The organism is Nitratireductor sp. L15S-10 (genome assembly GCF_045011005.1).
Taxonomy (GTDB): Bacteria; Pseudomonadota; Alphaproteobacteria; order Rhizobiales; family Rhizobiaceae; genus Nitratireductor.
In genome coordinates, this window is record NZ_CP120674.1 from 3261553 (window position 1) to 3286507 (window position 24955).

The window sequence follows — 24955 nt, forward strand, 5'->3', positions numbered from 1 at the left end:
CCTCCGCCTGCTCGATGGCGTGGCGTTCGCGTCCGTCACCATGCTCATGGCGTTGCCGGCCCACGCCGCCGGCTCCTCGATGCCGTGGGAGGAGCCGCTTCAGCAGATCCTCGAATCCATCGAGGGTCCGGTCGCCAAGATCGTCGCCGTCATCATCATCATCGTCACCGGCCTGACGCTCGCATTCGGCGATACGGGCGGCGGATTCCGCAAGCTGATCCAGATCGTCTTCGGCCTGTCGATCGCCTTCGCGGCCAGCTCCTTCTTCCTCAGCTTCTTTAGCTTCGGCGGCGGGGCGCTCGTCTGATGGATGAGGACGTTCGCGGCTTCTTCGCGCCGGTCCACCGGGCGCTGACCGAGCCGATCCTGCTCGGCGGCGCGCCTCGCTCCGTTGCCATTCTCAACGGCACGCTGGCCGGCGCGGTCGGCCTCGGCCTGCGGCTCTGGCTCGCGGGTCTGGTCATCTGGGCCATCGGCCACTTCGCCGCCGTCTGGGCGGCGAAGCGCGACGCGCAGTTCGTCGACGTGGTGCGCCGGCACCTCCGCTACCCGACCCATCTCGCAATCTAGAGGACGCTGCCGTCATGATGAACCTCGCCGAATACCGCAAGCGTTCCGCCAGCCTTGCCGGCTTCCTGCCCTGGGCGGCGCTGGTCGCGCCCGGCGTGGTGCTCAACAAGGACGGCTCGTTTCAAAGGACCGCGCGCTTTCGCGGGCCGGACCTCGACAGCGCCACGCCGGCCGAGCTGGTCGGCACGACCGCGCGCCTGAACAACGCGCTGCGACGTCTCGGCTCCGGCTGGGCGATCTTCGTCGAGGCGCAGCGCAATCCCGCGACCGACTATCCCGAGACTCTGTTTCCCGACAGCGCGTCCGCCCTGGTCGATGTCGAGCGGCGCGAGCAGTTCGAGGACAGCGGCGTGCTGTTCGAGTCGAGCTATTTCCTCACCTTCGTCTGGCTGCCGCCGGCCGAGGAAGCCTCGCGGATGGAATCCTGGCTCTATGAGGGCCGCGAGAGGAGCGGCGTCGATCCGTGGGAGTTGCTGAAGGGTTTCATCGACCGCACCGATCGCGTGCTCAATCTGGTCGAGGGTTTCGTGCCCGAAGCCGAGTGGCTCGATGACGGCGAGACGCTGACCTACCTGCATTCGACCATATCCGTCTCGCGCCATCGCGTCCGCGTGCCCGAGACGCCGATGTATCTGGACGCGCTGCTCGCCGACCAGCCGCTCGCCGGCGGGCTGGAGCCGCGCCTGGGCGGCTTCCATCTGCGCACGCTGACCGTGATCGGTTTCCCGACCACGACATTCCCCGGCATCCTCGACGACCTCAATCGGCTCGCCTTCCTCTATCGCTGGTCGACGCGCGCCATCATGCTCGACAAGACCGACGCGACGCGGCTGGTCACGCGCATACGTCGCCAATGGTTCGCCAAGCGCAAGTCGATCGCCGCCATCGTCAAGGAGGTGATGACCAACGAGGCGTCGGTGCTGATGGACACCGACGCGGCCAACAAGGCGGCCGACGCCGATGCAGCACTTCAGGATCTCGGTTCCGATCAGGTCGGAGAGGCATATGTCACCGCCACGGTGACGGTGTGGGATGCCGACCCGTCGATCGCGGACGAGAAGTTGCGGCTGATCGAGAAGGTCATCCAGTCGCGCGACTTCACCTGCATCGTCGAGGGCGTCAACGCGATCGAAGCATGGCTCGGGTCCATCCCCGGCCAGGTCTATGCGAATGTCCGCCAGCCGCCGATCTCGACGCTGAACCTTGCCCATATGATCCCGCTCTCGGCGGTCTGGGCCGGGCCGGCGAAAGACGAGCATCTCGATGCGCCGCCGCTCTTTTATGCGAAGACCGAAGGCGCCACTCCATTCCGTTTTGCGCTCCATGTCGGAGACGTCGGCCATCTCATGCTCGTCGGCCCGACCGGCGCGGGAAAGAGCGTGCTCTTGGCGCTCATGTCGATGCAGTTCCGGCGCTATCCAAAGGCGCAGGTCTTCGTGTTCGACTTCGGCGGCTCGATCCGCGCCGCCACGCTGGCGATGGACGGCGACTGGCAAGACCTCGGCGGCTCCTTCTCCGACGACGCCGAGTCCTCCTCGGTCTCGCTCCAGCCGCTCGCCCACATCCAGCATACTCCGGAGCGGGCATGGGCCGCCGACTGGCTGGTGGACATCCTCGCGCGCGAAGGCGTCGCCATCACGCCGGAGGTGAAGGAGCACATCTGGACCGCGCTGACCTCGCTCGCCTCCGCGCCGCTTGAGGAACGCACCATCACCGGCCTGACCGTGCTCTTGCAATCCACCGCGCTGAAGCAGGCGTTGCGGCCATACTGCATCGGCGGCGCGCATGGCCGGCTGCTCGATGCAGAACACGAATATCTCGGCGCAGCGGAAGTGCAGGCGTTCGAGACCGAGGGGCTGGTCGGCACCAGGGCGGCCCCCGCCGTGCTCTCCTATCTGTTCCACCGGATCGAGGCGCGTTTCGACGGGCGGCCGAGCCTCCTCATCATCGACGAGGGCTGGCGCGCTCTCGACGATGGCGGCTTTGCCGACAAGATCAAGGAATGGCTGAAGACGTTGCGCAAAAAGAATGTCAGCGTCGTCTTCTCCTCGCAGTCGCTCGCCGACATCGAAGCGTCGCCCATCGCCCCGGTGCTGGTCGAGAGCTGCCCGACCCGCATCTTCCTTGCCAACGAGCGCGCCATCGAGCCGCAGATCGCTGCCGTCTATCGCCAGTTCGGGCTCAATGACCGCCAGATCGAGATCCTCGCCCGCGCCACGCCGAAGCGCGACTACTACTGCCAGTCGCGGCGCGGCAACCGCCTGTTCGAGCTTGGCCTGGGCCACATCGCTCTGGCGCTCTGTGCCTCGTCCGACAAGGCCGCCCACGCGCTGATCGACGAGCTGCTCCGCGACGGCTCGCGGGCCTACTTCCTCGAAGCCTGGCTCCACGCCAACGGCCTCGCCTGGGCGGCCGAACTCGTCCCCGAGCTTTCCAACGTCATCGACCGATCCGCCCCGGAGCTTCCCGTCGCGGTCGGCGATCCCGATCCCGTCCACCCGTCAGCCGAACAGGAGGTTTGACCATGCCCCATACCCCTCGAAACGCCCCCCTTCGCCACGCACTCGCCGGCGCAATGGCGCTGTCGCTCGCCGCGCCCGCCATCGTCGCCGTCACCGTACCCGCCCATGCCCTGTTCGGCGGCCGCATCGTCTACGACCCGACCAACTACAGCCAGAACCTTCTCTCGGCCGCCCGCGCTCTGGAGCAGATCAACAATCAGGTGACGTCGCTCGCCAACGAGGCACAGATGTTGCTCAACCAGGCGAGGAATCTCACCAGCCTGCCGACCTCCATGCTCTCGCAGATCGAGGGCAACTTCTCGGAAATGAAGAACCTGCTCGGCCAGGCCGAACGGCTGGCCTACAGCGTGCAGGACATCGAGAGCCAGTTTTCCTCTACCTATCGTGACTTCGCCGGCGACAAGACCGGCGAGCAGCTTGTCGCCGCCGCCCGCGAGCGCTGGCAGCAGTCGCTCTCGGCCTACGAGCATTCGCTGAAGGCCGGCGCGACCGCCGTGGGCAATATCGACGGCACGCAGGCGCAGACCCGATCGCTGGTCGGCGCCAGCCAGTCGGCGGTCGGCATCCTTCAGGCGACGCAGGCCGGCAACGAGCTGCTCGCCGTGCAGGCGAGCCAGATCGCCGACCTGACCGCCATGCTCGCCGCGCAGGGACGCGCCGAGGCGCTGGAGCAGTCCCGCCGCGCGGCCGCGCAGGAGCAGGCCCGCGAGCAGTTCGGCCGCTTCATGTCCGGCCGCGACTACAGCCCGTCCAGCGTGCGCATGTTCAACGACTGAGGACACGCACACGATGGACCTGAAGATCGCCGCCCGGATGTGTGCTGTCCTCGCCATCGGCGCAGCCATGATTGCTGCCGTCGCTGCGCTGCGCGAGGCTGGCTCGGAGGATGACGCCCCCGCCACCCGCCTCCGTGATCCGGGCGGCGAGCCCGCCAATGCCGAGCTGGTCCGCTGTCGCGACCTCGGCATGGCGGCCGCCGACGATACCGCCTGCCTGAAGGCATGGGCCGAGAACCGCCGCCGCTTCCTCGGCGCACCGCCGGAGAGCGCGCAGCCATGAACGACGTCGGCGTCATCGACCGCTTCCTCAGCGTCTTCACCAGCTACATCGACTCCGGCTTCGGCCTGCTCGGCGGCGAGATCGCCTTCCTGACCACCACGCTGATCGTGATCGACATCACCCTTGCCGGCCTGTTCTGGGCCTGGGGCGCCGATGAGGACGTGCTTCAGCGGCTCGTGAAGAAGACCCTCTATATCGGCTTCTTCGCCTTCATCATCGGCAACTTCAACTGGCTCGCCAACATCGTCTTCGAGAGCTTTTCCGGCCTCGGCCTTCAGGCCGGCGGTGGCTCCCTCTCCGGCTCCGAGCTTCTCCAGCCCGGCCGCGTCGCGCAGGTCGGCATCGACGCCGGCAATCCGATCCTCGAGGCCGCCGGCGATCTCATGGGCTACCTGTCCTTCTTCGAGAACCTCGTCCAGATAGTCGTCCTGATGACGGCCTGGGCGATCGTGCTGATTGCCTTCTTCGTGCTGGCGATCCAGATATTCGTCACCCTAATAGAGTTCAAGCTGACGACGCTCGCCGGCTTCGTGCTGATCCCGTTCGCGCTGTTCGGCAAGACCGCCTTCCTTGCCGAAAAGGTGCTCGGCAACATCGTCGCCTCCGGCGTCAAAATCCTCGTCCTCGCCGTGATCGTCGGCATCGGCTCCGGCCTGTTCGGCGAGTTCACCTCCGGCTTCCCGCCCGAGCCCACAATCACCGACGCCATGTCACTGGCGCTCGGCGCCCTCGCGTTGATGGGCCTGTCGATCTTCGGTCCCGGCATCGCGACCGGCCTTGTCTCCGGTGCGCCGCAGCTCGGCGCGGGCGCGGCTGTCGGCACCGGCCTGGCGGTGGCCGGTATGGGGGCGGCGGGATACATGGGCGCGCGTGCTGCGGCCGGTGGCGGCGCTGCGGCGATCGGAGCCGGCGGGCGCATGTCGGCCGCTGCCGCGCGCGGTGGTGCCCATCTCGCCGGTAGCACCTCGGCCGCCTACGGGCTGGCCGCCGCCACCGCCGGCCAGTCCGGTATGGGCGCGGTCGCGGCCGGTCTCGGCGGTGTCGCCAAGGCCGGCGCGTCCGCCGCCGCTCAACCCGCCCGTCAGGCCATGTCACGCGCTGCCGACGCCATGCGTTCAAGCTTCCGCTCCGGACAGGCCGGCGCATGGACCGCCACCGGCGGCCAGTCGCAGGTCGCCGGCATGGCGTCCGGTGCGGGCAGCGCCGCCGAGGCCGCCGCACCCTCCGGACAGCCCGCATGGGCCGCGCGCATGAAGCGCGGCCAGACCATCAGCCACGGAACCACCGCCGCAGCCCATGCCGTCCGCTCCGGCGATTCCGGCGGCGGTTCCATGAACGTCTCTCTCAATCAGGACGACCGCGGATGAACCTCTTCAAACGACCCACCGTGCGCTATGCGCGCACGCCAGAACCCGAAACCCCCTACAGACGAGCCGCCCAGGTCTGGGACGAGCGCATCGGCTCGGCCCGAGCGCAGGCCCGCAACTGGCGGCTCATGGCCTTCGGCTCGCTGCTGCTCGCCGGGGGCTTCGCGGCCGCGCTCGTCTGGCAGTCGACGCGCGGGACCGTCGTGCCCTGGGTGGTCCAGATCGACCGCTTCGGCGAGGCCCAGGCCGTCGCCTCGGCCGTGGCCGACTATCGGCCGAACGACCCTCAGATCGCATGGCATCTCGGCCGCTTCATCGAGCAGGTCAGGAGCACTCCGGCCGACCCGATCATCGTGCGGCAGAACTGGCTGCGCGCCTACGAATACACCACCGATCGCGGCGCGATCGCGCTCAACGACTATGCCAGGTCCAACGATCCGTTCGCCCGCGTGGGTCGGCAACAGGTAGCGGTCGAGATCTCGTCCGTCATCCGCGCGTCGCCGGATTCCTTCCGCATCGCCTGGACTGAGCGCCGCTACGAGAACGGCCAGCTTGCCGCCACCGAGCGCTGGACCGCGATCCTGACCGTGGTGATCCAGCAGCCGCGCACCGCCGAACGTCTGCGAGCGAATCCATTGGGGGTCTACGTCAACGCAATCAACTGGTCGAGGGAGATGGGATCATGAAGGGGGCCTTGAGGAGAAGGACGTCGCTGCCGCTGGTCGTGCTGGTGACGGCGACGGCGCTCGCCGGCTGTGCCAGGAAATACATTCCACCGGAGATCGACTACGACGACGCGGCCCAGGCCGTGCTGACCGCCGATCCGCCCGGTCCGGTCCGCATCGTCGAGACGCCGAAGCCGCTTCCGCTTCCCGGCCAGTTGAAGCCGGTCGACGGAGCCGCGGCGAAGCCCGAGCCGGCCGATCCGCGTCAGCGTATCACTCAGGCCAACGAAGCGGCCCGCATGCAGCCCGTCCGCGACGGCTTCATCAACGCCGTGCAGGTCTATCCGTATTCGGCCGGGGCGCTCTATCAGGTCTACGCCGCGCCCGGCCAGGTCACGGACATCGCGCTCCAGCACGGCGAGCAGCTTGTCGGCTCCGGTCCCGTCGCCGCCGGCGATACGGTGCGCTGGATCATCGGCGATACGGAGAGCGGGACCGGAGACCGCAGGCAGGTCCACATCCTCGTCAAGCCGACGCGGCCCGATCTTCAGACCAACCTCGTCATCAACACCGACCGGCGCACCTATCACCTTGAGCTGCGCTCGACGCCCTCGACCTACATGGCGTCGGTCTCCTGGCAGTATCCGCAGGACCAACTCATCGCGCTGCGCCGCCAGATCGCGCGCGCGGCTCAGGTTCAGCCCATCGCCTCTGGCGTCGACATCTCAAAGCTCAATTTCCGCTACCGCATCGAGGGCGACGCAGCACCCTGGAAGCCGCTGCGCGCCTTCGACGACGGCTCCAAGGTCTATATCGAGTTCCCGTCCGGCATCGCCCAGGGCGAGATGCCGCCGCTCTTCGTTATCGGCGCGTCCGGCAACTCCGAGCTGGTCAACTACCGCGCCAACCAGAACTACTATGTCGTCGACCGGCTGTTCGCCGCCGCCGAGCTTCGCATGGGCGACAAGGACGTCCAGCGCCGCGTCCGCATCGTCCGCACGGACGGCAGGCCGGCGTCGCGCCGTCCCGCGATCTTCTCCAGGGGAGAAGGGCGATGACCGATGCTCAGACCCCTCCCGGCGGCGACATACGCGCCGAGCTGCGACTGCGGCCCGAACCGCCGCGCGTCACCCGGCTGTCCCGCAAGGTGCTGATCGGCCTCGGCGGCGTCGCTTCCGTCGCGGTCCTCGGCGCGCTGGTCTGGGCGCTCGACACGAGCCGGCGCGGCGGACAGCAGCCTTCCGAGCTTTACAGCACCGAGAACCGCTCGACGGCGGACGGCTTGCAGAGCCTTCCCCGCGACTACACCGGCCTGCCGCGTCCCGACGTGCCGGAGCTGGGGCCGGCGCTGCCCGGCGATCTCGGCCGACCGATCCGCCGCGCGCAGGAGCAAGGCAGGCCGGTCGCGCCGCCGGCGATCCAGACTCCGCAGGCCGATCCGGAGGAGCAACGCCGCCTCGCCGAGATCGAGGCCGCCCGCACCGCCAGACTGTTCACTGACAGCCGCGGCGAGCGCGTTGCGGACGGCCTGTCCCTCGGCACGAGGCCCGCCGTCGATCCGATGACCGGCCTGACCCTTCCGGCCGAGCCGCCGCCGCTCGATACCGGCTCCGCGCAGAACATGCAGGATCGCAAGCTCGCCTTCGTCAATGCCGAGACCGACCGCCGCACGGTCAGCACCGACCGCGTGCAGGAGAAGGCGTCGCCCTATGTCGTGCAGGCCGGCGCCGTCATTCCCGCCGCGCTCATCACCGGCATTCGCTCCGATCTGCCGGGCCAGGTCACGGCACAGGTGACGGAGCATGTGTACGACAGCCCGACCGGATCGCATCTACTGATCCCGCAGGGCGCGCGGCTGATCGGCCAGTACGACAGCCAGGTCGCCTTCGGCCAGCGGCGGGTGCTGCTGGTCTGGTCGCGCATCGTCATGCCGGACGGCACCTCCATCGTGATGGAGCGGCTGCAAGGCACCGACCCGCAGGGCTTCTCTGGCCTTGAGGATCAGGTCGACTATCATTGGGGCCAGCTATTCCGCGCGGCTGCACTCTCCACCCTTCTCGGCGTCGGCACGCAGCTCGCCATCGGCGACGAGAGCGAGATCGCCCGCGCCATCCGCGAGAGCGCGCAGGACAGCGCCTCCGACATCGGGCAGCAGATCGTGCGACGCCAGCTCAACATCCAGCCGACGCTCACTGTGCGGCCGGGCTTTCCGGTCCGCGTGATCGTCCAGCGCGATCTTGTGATGCAGCCCTATGGTGCTGCGAGGGAGCCGTCATGACCAAGCTGAAGCTCTCCGCCATCCCCGACGACCGGCCGGTCAAGATCACCGTCGAGCTGCCGGCCGCCGTCCATCGCGATCTCGTCGCCTATGCAGAGATCCTCGCACGGTCGAACGGTGAGAAGGCGCCTCCCGATCCGGCGAAGCTGGTCGCGCCGATGCTCCAGCGCTTCATGGCCACCGACAAGGGGTTCAACAGAGCAAAGCGTGAGAATGCCTAAGTGAATCTCAATCCGGCAACCACATGCAATTGACCCATTGCTGTTGATACCGTTCTGCAAACTCTTTCATCTCCCGCCCGTTGGCCTGGGGTGTACGACACGCGCGGGCGCAGGTGGAGACGACATGCCTGTAAAAGGTTTGGGAGACCGGCCGGATCCCCTCATAGTTCATGATAAGATCCGGAAGGCGTTCCGTGATCGCTTCACCACGAGGTGCCATGACAAAGGTCGGCGGGGTTCCATGCGCATTGATCAAGACGTACCTCCAACTCGGATCGGCATGTCCTTGGGAGGGAACTATCTCGCAAGGGCAAGCGTCACCGCCGCCGGAAATATCCTCATAAACCGCTTCGAGTGCCTGAGCTTTCTTCGCGATAAGGACGCGAGGTCCTGTAGAGGCATAGCCGCCTGTTCGTTCATCATATTCGATCCCCAGAAGACGCTCCAGATCAAAGCGCACCGCCTGCTCCAAAGGGGAACGCCCCGAAATGAACCACTGGAGTTGTCGTAGTGTGATCCCGGCGGTGGCGGCGATCTCTTTCGGCGAATTGGGCCAGCAGGCGATCAGATTTTTGGCGATTTCGGCTGCATTGTCATACTCTTCGTAGGCCGGGATGTCGTCATCCTCGGTGACGTCCTCTGATGGATTCTCTCCCAATAGCAGCCAGATCCTGCCACCAAGACCGTCGTGGTTGAAGTAACGCTGGCGATCAGGTGGAAGTGAGGTTTGCCAGGATGACAGCCACGGACCCGCTTCCCAGCCTGCTTCCTTGGTGGAAATTGGCGCTGGCCGTCGCATCGGCAAGTTCAACCATCGCTCGATTCTATCCTCAAGGTCTCGATTGCTTAATCCGCCAGGATCGCGTTGCGCGCGCCAATCGTGGTCTTTCTGAGCGTCGGCACAAAGGGCTTCGATGCACGAGGACAGAGACTGTTCTTCCGGTTCGTATCTTTTTGGCAACCATCTGGCTGCATCCTGGGCCGAGCGTAGTGATGCGGGTACTGATTTATCCTTGGCGTCCGCGACCTCAAACTGAACGCCAATCTCGGCAGTATCTGGTCCCAGCGCCGGATCGGCCTGGGCCAGATGGCGATTCACGCGGAGAACATCCGGCAGACCACGCAAGCCCTCCGCGCTTCTCCACGCTGTCATCAGCACGTCGCGCAACGATTTGGGCTGGCCGATAGAAGAGAAGGTCAGCCACCGGATTGGCAGGCCGGCGACAGTAAGCCCATAAAGTATCAAGGGAGTCAGCCCAAGCCGTTCGGCGTCCCCTAGCCGTATGGGATCCCGGACAGCCACGATGCCAAATTGGGGGTGATGGAAAAGGAACTTGGCGGTTGAGACGTAAAAGTGGTGTTCCCGGCTTGGCTGTTGGGCCTGATTATCCATTACCCACTCCTAGTGATGAACACACGGCCGCGTTCCTCCTTCAGCTTACTCCGGACAGGCTTTCCTCGTTCTCCCGCAGTTCTTTGACTTCGCGGCCGGTAAGCGGCTGGTCGTTTTAGGCGTTCCACCACGCGCTGATGATCCTGAGCAGCAGCTTCGCACCTGCCGGGCAGATCGCCCGCCGGATAGCCGCGCATCATGGCCATCCACCACGCATTCATCAGCATCACGAAATCCAGCCCTTTCTCGGCAGCCTCCTGGGTTCGATACAGCCATTCGGAAGGACCGAGCATAAGGCCCGTCTCGCCTTTTTGAGAGCATGAAACGAGATACCCGCGTGGCGTGGACGTAATGCGATAGCGGTGATCGGTGTCACTTTCACTGCGAACCAGCTCGGCCATCCTGATCGTTTCCTGCGATTATCGTTCGAATGTTTCGTTGATGAAGTCGGGCATCGTCTTTGGGCGGATATGAAAGATATGACTGACGATCTTTTCCCGGAGCGCCGTCTTCAGCGCCGATGAAAAGTCGTCGATGTTGCGGCGTACCTTCTTTGCCGCGAGGAGCTTGCGCCAGTTCAGCTTGCCGTCGCGGGGCAACTCCCAATGAAGCAGCCGCACCAAGGCGACGTGGGCGAACTGCATGCCTTCGGAGCCGGCGACGAAGCTCCATTTGACATGGGTGGGGTCGTGTTCTTGCTTCTCCTCCAAATCCCATGTCGCCACCAGCGCCTGCACCTCTCCGTCCAGATCCGTGCGCGTTGCACCATCGCCATCGGTGAACATGACATCCTCGACCTCCATCAGCCACTCATCCGTTTGGACGCTCCCTTCCTTATGGCTGTTGAGCAACTCGCGCTTGCGGATCGAGAAGTGAAGACCGACGCCCGGTCCGACCTTGTAGGCTATGTCGCCTGCCAGAACGCCGAGCAGGTTTTCGGTCAATGCCGTGCTGTATCGAATGTTGAAGTTCTTCACTGCCTTCGTCATGTGACGAGCTTCAAAAAGCATCCAGATGCCATGAAACTTCCAGGCTATGAGCAACGGGGCCCCCAGCAAGTTTGCATAGGCTTCGAGCTTCCGGAGGTAGGATTCTGTGAATGAGAGAGTTTGCTTTTTCGAGGATTTGACTTCGATGAGAACCGGGCGCTCGGAGTTTTGAGTCGAGAAGACGCCGAGCAAATCCGGAACCTGATACCTGTCGCGCGATCCCGACGGAATTTGCTGCTGATCGAGCTTGTGCAAAAGCTGGCATCTGCCGAGCCATCCGCAGACGACCGAAAATTCGTCTTCAAGCGGAAGGCCAAGATCGAGCCGCCGAACACGCCTCGCCACATGGCCGGCATCGGCGTCCCATCCCAACTCCGCAAGGACGGATTGTATCAAACGTGCTGCTTGCTCGTCCTCATCTTCCACGATGACGCTACCTATTAGCCGACCACGACGATTGGTCCTTCGGCAAGCGGCCCTCGGGATCGTGGACGGCGAGCGCATCGTTCGCTGTCAGGTTCGCATTGAACACGACCAAGTTGGTGCCGCCGGCATGGCGCAGAGACGGGAACAGCAGGCCCCGACAGCCATCGGCGATCAACGCGTCCGACAGATGCCACGATGGCGGAACCTTCCTGTCGATCCGCGCGATCTTCCGCCACGGGCAGTCCCATTCTGCCCACTCCTTCGCCCAGGTCGCGGGATCGAACCCCGCCGACAGGTCGGCGACCTGGTCGAGCGTGACGACATAGGCGGCGAGCGTGCCGGGCGGCGTGATCGACGCGCCCTGCCGATATTCCTCAAGAGCGGTCTGCGGAGCCCGTGACAGATACAGCGCCTCGACGCCCGGCCGGTTGAACCGGCCGCCGTCGATCGCTGCGCCGGCGCCGCTAGTCGGCGCGAACGCCCACCTCGGCGTCAGGTAGCGGTGGAAGACCTCATCCGGTCCAAGCCGGACCAGCTTCATCCGCGCGCCCCGTTCTCCAGATCGCGAAGATAGGCAAGCACTGCCTCGCTGTGGCCCTGGGCGACGAGTTCGGCCGCCGTCTTGTGGTCATAGTCGGCGATCGGCTCGTTGCGGAACCAGTAGATCGCCTTGTCGATGTCACCTGTCAGCGTGACGGCGGCCGTGATGACCTTGACCATCTCCCGCAGCCTGCCCTGAAGGCGCTCGGACGAGGGATTGCGCAGCGTGTTCCGATGCACGCCCGTCAACTGGGCCAGATTCGCGACCTGGACTCCAAGCGCTTTCGAGAATCTCTTCGGGGAAATGTAAGGCGTCCGGGGCTCCTGCAAACTCTGCACGAAGCCCGACACGATCGCCGTCTCTGCCTTCTCCACATAAGCCATTGCACATACCTCGCTTCACTGGACGCACAATATATGCACACATTTCCGCATATCAAGCGCACCGAACAGATTCCCTCGCACGGAATGGCAAGGTGCGTCCGTGATCGTCAGTTCTGTCTCGCCCTATATTTCGGATTTCGACGCCGTTGTCGCTGTTCGGAGTGCTGACTTCGCCGCCCGAAAATTGCCATTCGATCGGTTCCCCGAAACGGCAGAGTTGGGGCCGTAAGCAGACTGGTCGGTTATGGGCGGAAGCTAATGGTAAGCTGCCGCTCGCCTTCCGGCTTCAAGTCGGTGGAATGGTTGGCCCTGGCGCATCCAGACCCTCGAACGAGCGCTGCCGCTAAGGTAGCTTACCCCCTTGCGATCCGATACCATAATCCGCGAAAGTGTGGCGGGGAGAGGGAGGTTCATGTTCTCGCCGGGGGGCCTCCGCAAATAGTCAATGGTAGAAAACACCGACACCTTAGTTAAGCCGGATATGCAGGCAGTGCTCGCACGTACGCATATCGGCAACGATCTGCACAGCTTCCTCCTGCCCACGCTGGAAGCGGTTTCCAACGCCATGCACGGTATTGAAGCGCGGTTTGGTGACAAGGCGGCTAGCGAGGGCACGATTGAAATCGTGATCACCGACGCGAACAACCCCGCGAAGATTATGATTTCAGTCACTGACAATGGCATCGGGCTCACCGATGAAAACTACCGTTCTTTCAAGACCCCGTTTTCCGGATACAAGCTCAAATTAAAGGGTAGAGGCTTTGGGCGCTTCATCGCGTTCAAGGTGTTCTCAAGGATTCTATACTCATCCCGGCACGAGTTTATGGGGTCACCGTCTACGCGCACATTTCGGTTCGACATTACGCGGGACGAGGAGTTGGTATATTTTGATGGGCAACCGGATTTTGATCACGTGGGGCTTCGTGTCGAATATGACGCTCCGTTGACGCAGTGGCACGAGCTCGTTCGCGAGTTACAGCAAGGCGCCGTTGCCGACTCAATTGCCAGCCACTTCCTTCCCTACTTTCTCTACAAGTGGCTTCCTGAGATCACCATTAAGCTCGGGAGCGGTAACGCAGAGAGCATCACGAAGCACTTCCAGAATATATTCGTCGAATCCGATAAGGGGCAGGTTACGGTCGAGATCGATGGACAGCCGGAATCTCTGGATTATAGTCTGACCAAAATTCCTAAGACGAGAACCTTTAAGAACCACTGTTTGTTGTTTACCGCAGCTGATCGGATCGTTGGCTCACCGAAGGATTTGACCAACGTTCTGGGCCAGCCTCATTTTACGAACGAAAACGACGAGAATTACATTATAATCGGCGTTGTCAGAGGCGAGGCCTTCGAAAGCCGACTGAACGACGCGAGAACCGGTATTGATCTCTCTGCAAAGGCCGTCGAGCGTATTGTGAGCGCTGTTAGTGACGTAATACAGCAGGGTGAGAATTCTCAAATTGAGAAAATTAAAGCGGTGCAGTTCACCGATTTGGGCGGGGCGTTGCAGGAGAACCCTATCCTGCGGCTCGGGCTGCGCGGGAAGACAATCAAAGAATACGTATCCACGAAGCCGAACAACTGGACGGCTCAGCAGTTTGTTGCTGATCTTGCCATTGAGCGGTTCAGGGCTTCCAAGGAATTAACGAAGGCAATTACCTCTGCCGTCTCGGATCAGGAAAACTATATCGATAACATCAAGGATATCGTTTCGAAGATTGATGCGAACAACAAGGAAGCGCTGGCGGAGTATGTCATCCACCGCAAGAACGTAATCGAGCTGGTCGAGACGGCACGAAAATACACGACCGGCACGAAGCACGCGCCGGAAGATGTCATTCACGATCTTATTTTTAAGCGGTTCTCGGACAGTGCGACTTCCGATTATTTCGAACATAATTTGTGGCTAATCGATGATGCGCTGGCGTTCATGCCATACGTGTCGAGTGATCGAACCGCCAAGGGAGCCGGACGAAGCAAAGGCGACAAGGTTCCCGACTTAGCTTTTTTCGATGATAGCCTTATTCTCGGCGATAATGACGGAACGACCGTCACGATCGTGGAATTTAAGAAGCCAAGCCGCGATAACTATGCAACCGGACCGGCGAAAACGGATCCGGTCAAGCAGGTCTTGGAGACGCTAGAACTAGCAGTGCGCGCCGGAGGAGTCACCAAGACCGACGGGACTCATATGTCCTTTACCGGTGTGGTAAGACGCTTTGGTTTCATCATCGCCGATCTCACGCAAACGCTGGTGAATGTGCTCAAGGATCACGATTTCAATAACGATCAGAACCCCAAAATCTGGGTGCGGCATCGAGACAGGGAAAGAATCATCATTCAGGCAATGGGTTACGATACCCTTGTTGAGAATGCCAAGAAGCGAAATCAGGCGTTCTTCTCGGTGCTACTGGGTGAGTAAGCGCATGCATATCCGAAAACGGACCAGCAGGAATTTATCATTCACAGTAGCTTGGCACAGTTACAATTCCTGGGCCGTGAGCGGACTGTCTGCTCGTGGTGGACACCCGAGCGAAATCAGACAACCTGATCTGCGAACAGTGCGACGGCGCCAACGCGGAAGAGCTAGCCTTGTCGTGCCGCTTTCAGACGCAACCATTCGGCTTCGAGGACGACAACTCAAGCGAAAGAGTTGCCGATATCATGAGCGATGTGTTGTGCGTGGCCGCGCGGTCAATTAGGTGACCCATTCGAGCTTGCGGTCTCTTGACCAAAGAACTGCGGGACAAGCTACTGGCGAATGATCGTCGGCAGCAGCGCGTCCGCGGTACCGACGCCTAACTCGACTTCGAGCCAATCGTCAAACTCTGCACGCCCTGAGGTGCCGCCACATGGCTACCGTCCGAACTCGACAGCGACGATAGAGCGCGACCTGCATTTCACGGCGCACAAGTCACTTTCGTCACGCCGCTGAATCGCGGAAATCCGATGCTATCGTTGCCTAGCTGATCTGCCAGACAACATGAGCTCTTCATTCCTTTTCGGCTGGTTCCGGGTAATGACGCGAAAGCCATGATTTGTTGAGGGGTAGTTTTGCCGTTTCACCGGCGCAGCCGGGTAAATGGTAGAAACTTGCAATTCAATCTATCGTTTGCTATCGTATGGTATCAAATGATGGATTTTGGCATGACCGAAGAGACGACTTGGCTTTCACTTGAGGACACCGCCTCCTATCTTGGTATGGGGAAGACAGCGCTGTATGCGCTTGCGCGCGAGGGGAAAATTCCGGCGCGGAAGTTGGGGAAGAAGTGGACCTTTGAGAAGGCCGGCCTTGACGCCTGGGTGCGCTCCAGCCGCCCCGTACAAGCGTTCTTCCTTGATCTTGAATACAAGATCGACGGGAATGAAAATCTCCGCGACCCGCAGCGCGAGGGTTACCTTCGCACCTATGAATTCTTCAGAGCGGGTAAGAACAAAGCCATTCTGCAGATCCCCGTGGGGTGTGGGAAGACCGGCCTCGCGACTATCCTGCCTTTGGGTTTGTCGGAGGGGCGCGTCATCGTCATCGCGCCGAATTTGACGATCCGCGACGGACTGTATGAGGCGATGGACATTACCAATCGCCAGAAGTGTTTTTGGCGCAAGGCATCGGTTCTGAGTGCTGATCAGATGATCTCTGGTCCGCTGGCGACAACCTTGGAAACTGGCAACATCTCGGTTGCAACGAAGTCCCACGTCGTGATCACGAACGTGCAGCAGCTTGCGACCAACGTCGATAAATGGCTGACACAGTTCCCCGACGACTTCTTCGACATGATTATCGTGGACGAGGCGCACCATAGCGCTGCGGCGAGCTGGCAGCGCGTCATTGAGCGCTTTCCGAAGGCCAAGGTGATCCTGCTGACGGCGACGCCGTTTCGAAGCGATCGGCAAGAGCTGGATGGACAGCTCGTGTTTCGCTACCCGTTCCGCAATGCAACGTTGAAGGGTTACATCAAGCGGCTGAAAGCTAGCTACGTCGCGCCATCGACCATCCAGCTCGGCTTCACCGACCAGGGCGGCAAGACCTACACGCTTGCGGAAGTCGAGAAGCTGAAGGAAGAGGATTGGTTCAGCCGCGGCGTCGCGCTGGCAAGGGTCTGCAATCAGCACATCGTCGATAGCAGCCTCGAGAAGCTGGAAGAGCTGCGGCAAAGCGGAACCCAACATCAGCTTATTGCCGTTGCCTGCTCGATCAACCACGCGAGGGAAATCCGGTCGCTTTACCGCGAACGCGGCTTCACGGCCGACGTCATTCACAGCAAGCAGTCGCCCGAGGAGCAGGCGGATATCCTGGCTGCACTGCGCAATGGCACACTCGACTGCATCATACAGGTCCAGATGCTCGGCGAGGGTTTCGATCATCCAAAGCTCAGCGTTGCAGCCATCTTCAGGCCGTTCCGAACGCTTTCCCCGTATATCCAGTTCGTCGGCCGCGTGATGCGCGTTGTGGTTCAGAACGACCCCACGCATCCCGATAATATGGGTCATATCGTTACACATCTGGGCATGAATCTCGATCAACGGCTGAAGGAATTCAAAGACTTCGAGAACGATGACCAGGCCTTCTGGGACAAGGTGATCGGAGGCGAGGAACCCGAGGTGCCTTCCGACGTGTTGAGCGGTTCGAAGCGCCTGCGCGCCGGCGAAAACGTGGTCGTGCATGGTGAGATCGTCGAATCGCTGTGGGAGGAAGATTTCACCAGCCTCGAGGATGCTCAGATCGTCGAAGACATCAGGGAACGTTTCAACGCACTAGGGCTGGACCCCAGCGAAGTGGAAGAAATGGTCAAGCGCGCGATCAGATCGCCGCTACGAAAGCAGGCGCCGACTGCGCCCTTCCTCGTTCAGCCGCAGCGCGAGTGGGAAGAGGCGAGGAAGCGCATCAACGAGCAGGCGAAGCGGCTCGCGACGTTGCTTCTCAATCATGTGGAGTTGAACGTAAATGGGACCGAGCTGACGTATAAATACAAGTCACTGAAGCTTTCAGGTCGAACGAACTTCATATCGGCACTGACGATGGTCAATCATGAAATCAATAAGCGTCTCGCGAAAGACAGGGGCGAGGCATCGATTGAAGAATTCAAGTCGATCCTCGACAACTTGGACGACATTTTGCAAACCTTGGCCCGGCGGGTACGGAAAGCGAAGTCCGACTATGACAAAGAAAACTCCTAGAGGGCCGACACCTTCCTTGATTGGCGGAACGAACGGTCGGCCTCGTCGCGTCGATGTAAAGCGTCTGGGGAAATGCTACCGGTGTGAAGAGGCGCTGCCCTCCGGCACCACCTGTATCGAAATCCCGAAACTCGGAACCGGCTTCTCGGATTCCAAGCGGTGTTGTGAAGAATGCTATGAAAAGATCATCGCGAAAACGGCGAGCGATCTGGAGGAACTGAAAGCACTTTAGCGGGGGAGCGCGATGGGGGACGGGTACAATTTCAAGCAGCTCAAGGAGCGCATTCTGGCGCTTAGTACTGCTCAGGATTGGGAAGTAGCGCGTAAGGAGTGGAGCCTTGTAGGCATTCACGAGGCGGACGAGCCTGATACCTGCCTATGTGGCCACTTCCCGATCATCGAGATATGCGAGATCTCGAACAGGACGACCGGCCGGCGCACGGAAGTCGGCAATCAATGCGTCAAACGCTTCCTCGGACTACGCTCGGATTTGGTATTCACGGCCATAAAACGTATCCGCAAGGACATCAACAAAAGCCTCAACGCCGACGCGATCGTGTTCTTTTACGAGCGAGGCCTGCTCAACAATTGGGAATACAATTTCTCGCAGGATACCCAGAGCAAGCGCAATCTATCTCCGGCTCAGCTTAAAACCCGCGTCGCCATCAACGAGAAGGTTCTGGCTGCTATCAAGCGACGCGGTTTCCAAGGTGTCGATTGAAAGCCTCACCACCAGCATTCCAGCTGACAGCGGGTTATATAAATATGACAACCTCTTTTAATGTATATAATTGGAGGATCTTATGGGAGTGCCGGATCGCTTCGCTATCGAGTACCCGCAACGAGCCTTGCAGTTGATCGATCTGCTCGAAGGGCCGGCGCGTCACAGCGATCTTCTCGGATCGTTTGGGCTGCTGGCTGCTTCCGCAGTTCTGACGATACCGTTCGAACGGATGAAGCCGTCGCATTTTCTGCACGAGGAAGATCGCGACGCAGATCTTGTGAAAAGCCTGAAGGATCTCACCAAGGCGTGCTTTCTGGAGGCGCCGTTCTGGCAAAGCACTCCGAAGGCAAATGCATGGCGTCAGTCGCGAATCATGAACAGCGTGGATGAGGTGCATGCGTGGCACGACGAAGATGGGCGGCATCCGCTTTCTGACGAAGCCAACACCATCGACAAACGCAAGGCTGAAAAGGTGATTCGGGTTCTGCGCAATGCTCTCGCGCACGGGAACATCATCTATCTCGATAAGGATGGGCGGGAGATCGCCGGAAATCAGATGGTCTACATGGCCTTCCTGTCGCGGTATGAAGAAACGGAGGAAGAGCATGCGAAGGCTAAGACCTATCGTGTCGTGGTGACGACCGAGGAGGCGTTCCTCCATTTCGTAAAGTCATGGGCGCAATGGATTGGAACACTCGCCCTCGATCGTCGGGTGGCGAAAGCCGCATGAGCACCCGACGTCCAGTCGAGGAGGTGGTCCTCGGATGCACAACAACGTCCGCAAAATACGCGCATTGGCGAATGCGGGTTATCGTCGGACTGAGATCGCTGAGACCCTCGACATCCGATATCAGCATGTCCGCAAGGTGCTTGTGGATGCCGGGATCACCGTTGGCATGACTCGCACCGTCGAGATCGAGCGCGCTCCTCCACCCCAAAGCGGTCAGTTCCAGTTCGTACATTATGCGAATCCAAACGGACGCACCCGCCCTTTCATCGCCTCTTGACCGTCCGGTTTTGGACGAAGGTATAGGTTTTCTGAACTTCCGAAAGGGAGACGCGTTGCCGCCGAAGCTCATTCACTCGGTAAAAGTCAGCTTTCTCGACGTAGCCGCCCGAAACCCGCCAGTCCGTTTCCCACCCCGAAGCTGAAATGCAAGCTGAGCCATTACCTGATTTTCAGGCGGCTTTCGCTGTCCGGCCGTCCTCCTTCAACCGTGCCATCCGTGCCTCCTTGATAACGTCGTGCGTTGCCCGAGGCGCGAGCCAAGCCTTCATCACCGCAGTGTTCTTCACGGCCGCGCCCAGGGCGGCGAACATCGTGTCGTTGATCGCCTGCTGCTGGCTGCGAAGATGTTCCTCAAGCAGCTTGTGCCGGGTGATGTAGCCGGCATTCACGCCGGGAATGGCGTGATTCATGAGCAGCCGGGCATCGAACTCCGACACGCCCGCCATGGTCGCCAGCGTGCGGTAGCTCTGCCGTAGATCGTTGCCCCATTTCGACAGGACGTTGCGGGCTTCCTTCTGCTCGACCAGATGGCCGGCCGCGCTGTCCGCAGGAAAGATCCACACGCGCGCTTCCAGCGGATGCAGGAAACGGCCGAAGCGCATCGCCCGGACGAGGCTCAGGATCATCTGGCGCGACAACGGAATGTCGAACGCGCGCTTGGCCCCACCCTTCGGCTTCGGGATATGCAGCACGCGCCGGCGCAGGTCGACATGCTCCGGCTTCACCTCCATCAGCGCGGCGGGCCGGCATCCCGAAAGGAGGGTGATCAAGTGAAACTCGCGCCGGATCGGGTTGCCCATCGCCGCGACCTGCATGAACCAGCTCGCCAGGTCTGACGGCCCCATTCCCGAGTCGCGGCGCTGCTCCTGGTTCCAGTCGATCGCGTTGACCGGGTTGTCGGCCGGCAATCCCCGGTTCGTCTTGCGCGCGTGATTGTAGATCGCCCGCAGCGTCCGCATGCTGCCGTTCGCGATATAGGGACCGCTCTCCTTCGTGATCTCGTCGTGCTTCGTGGCAACCTGGGCCGGATCGTCAGCAAGTTCGACCAGCGGCGTGTCCAGCCAGTCCTTGAAGATGCGCTCGACATGATCGCGATAGCTGTCGATCGTCCGCTCGCTCCGACCCTTGCGCACCATATGCGCGTCCCTGTAGCGCTCCCAAGCGGCCCGCAAGGTGATGCCGACGATCGGCGCCGGCTCGGCAGTCGACCCCTCGGCCTCCTCCTTTTTGGCAAGCTCCTCGGCCTTCGGATGCTGGCCCCGGCTGATCTTCGCAAGGTATTCCTTCGCCGTGGCGCGGGCCTCCCGCGTCGGCGTCTCCTTTGCATCGGCGATCGTCACCGTGATGGAAGCTGCCCGCTTGCCGTCCTGGCGCAAATCGCCCTGCACGGCAAACGTCTTCCGACGCTTGCCGACGACGACGTAGAAGCCCTTCAATTCGGTGTCGCGAGCGCGATACTGGCCGCTGGTCGCCCAAGGCAGCCGGGCCACGTTCTTGTCGTTCAGCAGGATGCGAATATCGGCCATAGGTCGCTCCGGAACCGGCTTAAACACCGGCATAATTTTCGATTGCCCTCTTTCAGATTCAGAGTCAGGAGGGACGAGGAAAATTTCTATGCCGGTTTTAAGCCGGTGATGGACTCCTGTAAAGTCCAAATGTCCGACTACGATGATCTGCGTGCGAGTACGAAATCTGACTATTTTACAGTTAGTTGATACAAAGTTAGAGAGGCAGCGCGGGATCGGCAGAAGAAGACCGTTTTAACTACGAATCTGGGGGTCAGAGGTTCGAATCCTTTCGGGCGCGCCATTCTTTACAGGTCCATTCATTTCAACCGCTCCCCTCTCGCTGTTGTGCTTCTGCGGCCATGCGTTAACGGTTCTGCTTGTCGCGCGGCGGCAATGGCTCGACATCCGCCTGTCTTGTCGTCACTTGAAATGCCCCGGGAACGCTCGCGTAAAAGTGGCGTGTGCAATCCCTTCGGCGCGAGGCTTACTTGTTCATAAGCCGAGCAGAATGCTTGTTTGAAGCGTAGGCGATAACCGTATCGCCCACGAAAATTCTAATCAGTTTTGCGTTCCTTGTGCTGTCTGTTCGAGCCAGAGCCACCGGCCCTTACGGAAAGGGCCGCCGATTGCGATGGGCTGGCTTCGCTTTCCAACGGCAATCTCCGGTTTCTGGAGATTTCTGCCGTTTGCCGAAGGACCGACTGGCGCTCCTGTTGCGTACACAACGAAGACACAGATTGAGGAGAGCCGGGCGCATCGCGCTTCAGTCGAGCCCACGGCTCTCCAAACTTGCGAAAAGCGAGAGACAATGCTGCAGAAATACCAGGCTGAAACACACAGGAACGGGGTGACGACACATGAAGGAAAGGAGGAATTGAAGGCCACATCATCAGAAGAAGGTGGAACCAAAGAAGAGCAGACAGCAGTCCTGGAGGCGCTGCTTCGGAATTCTGAGTTCAGGGCATCCGACCGCAACAGACGCTTCCTGCGCTTTGTGGTGGAGGAAACGCTCGCGGGACGGGCAGACCGAATAAAGGCGTTTACGATTGCGGTGGACGTTTTCGGAAGGGACGCCAGTTTCGATGCGACAGTGGACCCGATTGTCAGGATCGCCGCGGGGCAACTGCGGAAATCTCTGCGTGAATACTATGCCGGCCCCGGCAAGTCGGACCCGATCCACATATCCATACCGCTGGGCGCGTACGTTCCGATCTTCGAAAAACGCGGCCCAATGAATCCGTTCGCTGCACTTGCTCCGCGTCATTTTTCCAGATCGCATTCGCTGCTAGCGGGAGCGGGACTGGCTACGGCCTTCGCCCTCTTGCTGACAGCGACAGCGCCGCTCTGGCTGGATACGCCAACCCGCGCTGATCGCGGGACGGCTGCAGTGCTCGTGCTCGACACCGCGAGAACCAGCCAGGCAAACGCTGACGCCAACCAGTTCGCGGAGATGCTCAACGATGCTATTTGGCTGAATGTCGGCAGGGAAAGGGCCATCCGCTCCGTCGGCGTACGCCCGCATGAAAAGCTTGAAAGCGTGGTCTCCGGGGTCAGGTCGATGTATGGGCCGGAAAGTGACGTATACGAACTGCTGACCAGCGTTCAGCTGGAGGCGGATGAGGTACGGGTCTATTGGCATTTGCTCGATTCCGCCTCTCGTGAAGTCCAGGTCTCCTCTCTGGTGAAAGAGGCCTTCAGGCCAGCATCAAAGGCAGCGCTGGCGGAAACGACCGCAGCGAGTGTGGCAGCCGCCCTGTTCGGCTATGAAGGGGCCCTCGCCAAATATCAGACCGATGCCACGGTGGCGGCAAACAGCACCCAGGATTGAGCCTCTCCGCTGCCGGGCCTCTCCACAACCGAAAGGAATGCGGCTGTGCCACTAGAGGCCCGGCCGCATTCTCTTTTGTCCACCCCCTCGCCGAGTGATCCGCGTCCACGGAGACGTAGGCAAGGTTTCGGTGTCATACAGGCAGGTACGGGTTCTGGTGGGGCATCTTGACTGAAACGGGAAATGCCTGACGCTTTGCCTGTTAGCGCCTGAAGCGCAAAAGGCGCAGCTTCTTTCGGGTAGCACCGTTGAAAGCCGGATGACTGCTCTTGCATTCCCGAAGAAGATCCAGATCCACGGCCCCTTGCCGCACCAACATGATGTCGACTTCCGCACTCGAATATCCGAGCTCGGCCATCTCGTCGAGGAGAAGGTAAATGGTATCGTGGTCGATCAGCGGTTTTGCAGGCACGGCTATTCCGGTGAGTTGGGCGCGTCACGCAAAACACTCGGGCCATTGCATGGAGGGTCCCAAAGCCTCACCTACACTTCCAGGAAGCGAGGCAAGGCTTTGGGAGAAAGCCGACCCGGGGGGCGGGAGGGCCGGCTTTGGCGGTCGCTTCACAAGGTGCGTGAAGCGTGTTCCTGTTCTTCGCGTTACGGTGGGGGTACGCCTGCGCCAGCATGAGAAACCGGCTTGAACGTGTTTTGATCAGAGAGCATCGTTTGCCCCATCCGCTTGCTTTCGTCTTATGGTTGTAGTTTCTACGGAAATGCACTTATGGGGAAATCAGGAAGTGCATTTTTCCGCTTCGTTGCGCTTTTTTTCCGATGCATTCGCCGATTGACAGCCAAGTGGCGGCAAGCCATAAACTTGCGTCTATTTTGAGAAACAAATGTTCTGATCGAGAATGGTTCTGAACAGGAATTCAGGGGGAGGAAAATGGACACATTCCTGAGCGGCCTTAAAGCGGCCGTGGATACGCTCGGCGCAACGGTTCTGTTGCCCATCGTCATTTTTGTCATTGCCGCAGTGCTGGGGGCCAAGATCGGCAAGGCATTCCGTGCTGCCGTCACCATCGGCGTGGCATTCATCGGTATCAATCTGGTTCTCGGCCTGATGCTCGGATCCATCGGCGACGTGGCGCAGGCCATAGTCACCAATACGGGCATTCAGCGCGACATCGTCGATGTAGGCTGGCCCTCGGCTGCCGCGATCGCCTTTGGCTCTTCGGTGGGGCTGTGGGTGATTCCGATCGGCATTGCCGTCAACATCGCGCTTCTTCTGACGCGCATGACCCGCACGCTCAACGTCGACGTCTGGAACTTCTGGCACTTCGCCTTTATCGGTTCGCTTGCCGTGGCAGCCACAGGCAGCCTCGCTTACGGCCTCGTCGTTGCAGCCCTGATGGCAGCGCTTTCGCTGCTGTTCGCCGATTGGTCGGCCCGTGCCGTTCAGAAGTTCTACGGCATTCCGGGCGTTTCGGTCCCGCATCTGGCCTCTGCACAGATCCTGCCGATCGCCATCGTGATCAACTGGATCATCGAGCGCATTCCCGGCATCAACAAGGTGAACATCTCGACCGAAACCATCGAGCGCCGGTTCGGCGTATTCGGTGAGCCTGTTGTTCTCGGCCTGATCATCGGTCTCGTGCTGGGCGTTGTCGCCTACTACAACGCCGGCGATTTCGGCGTGGTCCTGTCCAAGGTTCTGCAGACGGGTATGACGCTCGCAGCCGTGATGCTGCTTCTGCCGCGCATGGTGAAGATCCTTATGGAAGGCCTGCTGCCGGTTTCGGAAGCAGCACAGGAATTCGTACGCAAGCGCACCGGTGACCGGGAACTTCTGGTTGGTCTCGATTCAGCGATCCTGATCGGTCATCCGGCGGCCATTTCCGCTTCGCTCATCCTGGTGCCGATCGCCATCATCCTGTCGATCGTCCTGCCGGGCAACCGCGTGATCCTGTTTGCCGACCTGGCGGTCATTCCGTTCATCGTCGCCATGACCGCTCCACTCTTGCGCGGCAACGTGTTCCGCATGGTGATCGTCGGCACGGTGACGCTCGCCGCCGGTTTCTATGTGGCCAACGCGCTCGCACCTCTGTTTACCAGCGCTGCCGTGGATTCGGGCTTCGAAATGCCTGAGAACGCGGTTCAGATCACCTCGGTGGTCGACGGGTTCCTGTGGATTTCCTACGTGGTTATCGCAGCAATCCGGAACCTGGGCGCTGCAGGGCTGGCTGTGCTCGCCGCCATTATCGCGGCCTGCTTCTGGCTCTATCGCCGCAACACGCTGGCCTGGGAGCGGGCAGCGGGCGCGGAAGACGATGAAACCACTGCACAAGAAGGCTGAA

General features: G+C 61.2%; 24 protein-coding genes. 17 read left to right on the top strand and 7 right to left on the bottom strand.

The features are described 5' to 3' along the window. The first annotated feature begins 40 nt into the window (after positions 1 to 40). From P2W41_RS15650 to P2W41_RS15695, 10 genes are read left to right on the top strand one after another with little or no spacing between them, the layout of a single operon-like run. Positions 41 to 307: a TrbC/VirB2 family protein gene (locus P2W41_RS15650; protein WP_404935000.1), complete on the top strand. Its 267-nt coding sequence runs from the start codon at positions 41 to 43 to the stop codon at positions 305 to 307. Further along, a complete protein-coding gene (locus tag P2W41_RS15655) occupies positions 307 to 570 on the top strand; it encodes a VirB3 family type IV secretion system protein (RefSeq protein WP_404933686.1) in 264 nt (87 codons plus the stop codon). Before P2W41_RS15650 ends, P2W41_RS15655 begins: the two co-directional genes overlap by 1 nt. A gap of 14 nt (positions 571 to 584) precedes the next feature. After that, the gene (gene trbE / locus P2W41_RS15660; RefSeq protein WP_404933687.1) at positions 585 to 3092 is read left to right on the top strand and encodes a conjugal transfer protein TrbE; all 2508 of its coding nucleotides are present in this window, start codon (positions 585 to 587) and stop codon (positions 3090 to 3092) included. A gap of 53 nt (positions 3093 to 3145) precedes the next feature. Continuing rightward, on the top strand, positions 3146 to 3868 hold the full coding sequence (gene trbJ / locus P2W41_RS15665; RefSeq protein WP_404933688.1) for a P-type conjugative transfer protein TrbJ: 723 nt from the start codon (positions 3146 to 3148) through the stop codon (positions 3866 to 3868). A 13-nt stretch (positions 3869 to 3881) separates the two neighbouring features. Next, positions 3882 to 4151 carry a putative entry exclusion protein TrbK-alt gene (gene trbK-alt / locus P2W41_RS15670; RefSeq protein ID WP_404933689.1) on the top strand — a complete coding sequence of 90 codons (270 nt, stop codon included), beginning with the start codon at positions 3882 to 3884 and terminating at the stop codon, positions 4149 to 4151. Beyond that, positions 4148 to 5518 (top strand): P-type conjugative transfer protein TrbL, encoded by a 1371-nt coding sequence (gene trbL / locus P2W41_RS15675; protein ID WP_404933690.1) that lies wholly within the window; start codon positions 4148 to 4150, stop codon positions 5516 to 5518. The genes trbK-alt and trbL overlap by 4 nt, the downstream gene beginning before the upstream one ends. Then, positions 5515 to 6204, top strand: a complete 690-nt coding sequence (gene trbF / locus P2W41_RS15680) for a conjugal transfer protein TrbF (protein ID WP_404933691.1) — start codon at positions 5515 to 5517, stop codon at positions 6202 to 6204. The genes trbL and trbF overlap by 4 nt, the downstream gene beginning before the upstream one ends. Beyond that, positions 6201 to 7241, top strand: a complete 1041-nt coding sequence (gene trbG, locus P2W41_RS15685; protein ID WP_404933692.1) for a P-type conjugative transfer protein TrbG — start codon at positions 6201 to 6203, stop codon at positions 7239 to 7241. Before trbF ends, trbG begins: the two co-directional genes overlap by 4 nt. Further along, complete coding sequence (locus P2W41_RS15690) at positions 7238 to 8461, top strand: TrbI/VirB10 family protein (protein WP_404933693.1); 1224 nt, start codon at positions 7238 to 7240, stop codon at positions 8459 to 8461. The genes trbG and P2W41_RS15690 overlap by 4 nt, the downstream gene beginning before the upstream one ends. Further along, complete coding sequence (locus P2W41_RS15695) at positions 8458 to 8682, top strand: DUF2274 domain-containing protein (RefSeq protein WP_404933694.1); 225 nt, start codon at positions 8458 to 8460, stop codon at positions 8680 to 8682. Before P2W41_RS15690 ends, P2W41_RS15695 begins: the two co-directional genes overlap by 4 nt. 7 nt (positions 8683 to 8689) lie before the next feature. Here the strand turns inward: P2W41_RS15695 and P2W41_RS15700 are convergent, their stop codons facing one another. From P2W41_RS15700 to P2W41_RS15720, 5 genes are read right to left on the bottom strand one after another with little or no spacing between them, the layout of a single operon-like run. Further along, on the bottom strand, positions 8690 to 10075 hold the full coding sequence (locus P2W41_RS15700; RefSeq protein ID WP_404933695.1) for a hypothetical protein: 1386 nt from the start codon (positions 10073 to 10075) through the stop codon (positions 8690 to 8692). Continuing rightward, a complete protein-coding gene (locus tag P2W41_RS15705; RefSeq protein ID WP_404933696.1) occupies positions 10075 to 10476 on the bottom strand; it encodes a hypothetical protein in 402 nt (133 codons plus the stop codon). The genes P2W41_RS15700 and P2W41_RS15705 overlap by 1 nt, the downstream gene beginning before the upstream one ends. Before the next feature lie 18 nt (positions 10477 to 10494). Beyond that, positions 10495 to 11490 carry a restriction endonuclease gene (locus tag P2W41_RS15710; protein ID WP_404933697.1) on the bottom strand — a complete coding sequence of 332 codons (996 nt, stop codon included), beginning with the start codon at positions 11488 to 11490 and terminating at the stop codon, positions 10495 to 10497. Positions 11491 to 11497: 7 nt separating this feature from the next. Further along, positions 11498 to 12031 (bottom strand): RES family NAD+ phosphorylase, encoded by a 534-nt coding sequence (locus tag P2W41_RS15715; RefSeq protein WP_404933698.1) that lies wholly within the window; start codon positions 12029 to 12031, stop codon positions 11498 to 11500. Beyond that, positions 12028 to 12414 carry a hypothetical protein gene (locus P2W41_RS15720; protein ID WP_404933699.1) on the bottom strand — a complete coding sequence of 129 codons (387 nt, stop codon included), beginning with the start codon at positions 12412 to 12414 and terminating at the stop codon, positions 12028 to 12030. Before P2W41_RS15720 ends, P2W41_RS15715 begins: the two co-directional genes overlap by 4 nt. Positions 12415 to 12859: 445 nt before the next feature. Here P2W41_RS15720 and P2W41_RS15725 point away from each other — a divergent pair, with 445 nt between their 5' ends. The 5 genes from P2W41_RS15725 (at position 12860) to P2W41_RS15745 (ending at position 19323) form a co-directional block, all read left to right on the top strand. Beyond that, a complete protein-coding gene (locus tag P2W41_RS15725) occupies positions 12860 to 14836 on the top strand; it encodes an ATP-binding protein (RefSeq protein WP_404933700.1) in 1977 nt (658 codons plus the stop codon). A gap of 725 nt (positions 14837 to 15561) precedes the next feature. Next, positions 15562 to 17592 (top strand): DEAD/DEAH box helicase family protein, encoded by a 2031-nt coding sequence (locus tag P2W41_RS15730; protein ID WP_404933701.1) that lies wholly within the window; start codon positions 15562 to 15564, stop codon positions 17590 to 17592. 244 nt (positions 17593 to 17836) lie between these two features. Further along, positions 17837 to 18313 carry a hypothetical protein gene (locus tag P2W41_RS15735; protein ID WP_404933702.1) on the top strand — a complete coding sequence of 159 codons (477 nt, stop codon included), beginning with the start codon at positions 17837 to 17839 and terminating at the stop codon, positions 18311 to 18313. Positions 18314 to 18395: 82 nt separating this feature from the next. After that, positions 18396 to 19046, top strand: coding sequence for a hypothetical protein (locus P2W41_RS15740; RefSeq protein ID WP_404933703.1), 651 nt, complete (start codon positions 18396 to 18398; stop codon positions 19044 to 19046). A gap of 34 nt (positions 19047 to 19080) precedes the next feature. Next, a complete protein-coding gene (locus P2W41_RS15745) occupies positions 19081 to 19323 on the top strand; it encodes a hypothetical protein (protein ID WP_404933704.1) in 243 nt (80 codons plus the stop codon). A 172-nt stretch (positions 19324 to 19495) separates the two neighbouring features. Here P2W41_RS15745 and P2W41_RS15750 read toward each other — a convergent pair whose 3' ends face one another. Then, positions 19496 to 20851: an integrase arm-type DNA-binding domain-containing protein gene (locus tag P2W41_RS15750; protein WP_404933705.1), complete on the bottom strand. Its 1356-nt coding sequence runs from the start codon at positions 20849 to 20851 to the stop codon at positions 19496 to 19498. 790 nt (positions 20852 to 21641) lie between these two features. Between P2W41_RS15750 and P2W41_RS15755 the strand changes: the two genes are divergently transcribed. After that, positions 21642 to 22661 carry a hypothetical protein gene (locus P2W41_RS15755; protein ID WP_404933706.1) on the top strand — a complete coding sequence of 340 codons (1020 nt, stop codon included), beginning with the start codon at positions 21642 to 21644 and terminating at the stop codon, positions 22659 to 22661. Positions 22662 to 22863: 202 nt separating this feature from the next. On the opposite strand, the gene P2W41_RS15760 is transcribed toward P2W41_RS15755, so the two are convergent. Beyond that, positions 22864 to 23073, bottom strand: coding sequence for a hypothetical protein (locus P2W41_RS15760; protein WP_404933707.1), 210 nt, complete (start codon positions 23071 to 23073; stop codon positions 22864 to 22866). Positions 23074 to 23544: 471 nt separating this feature from the next. On the opposite strand from P2W41_RS15760, the gene P2W41_RS15765 reads away from it, so the two are divergent. Then, on the top strand, positions 23545 to 24954 hold the full coding sequence (locus P2W41_RS15765; protein ID WP_404933708.1) for a PTS galactitol transporter subunit IIC: 1410 nt from the start codon (positions 23545 to 23547) through the stop codon (positions 24952 to 24954). Position 24955: the final 1 nt, after the last annotated feature.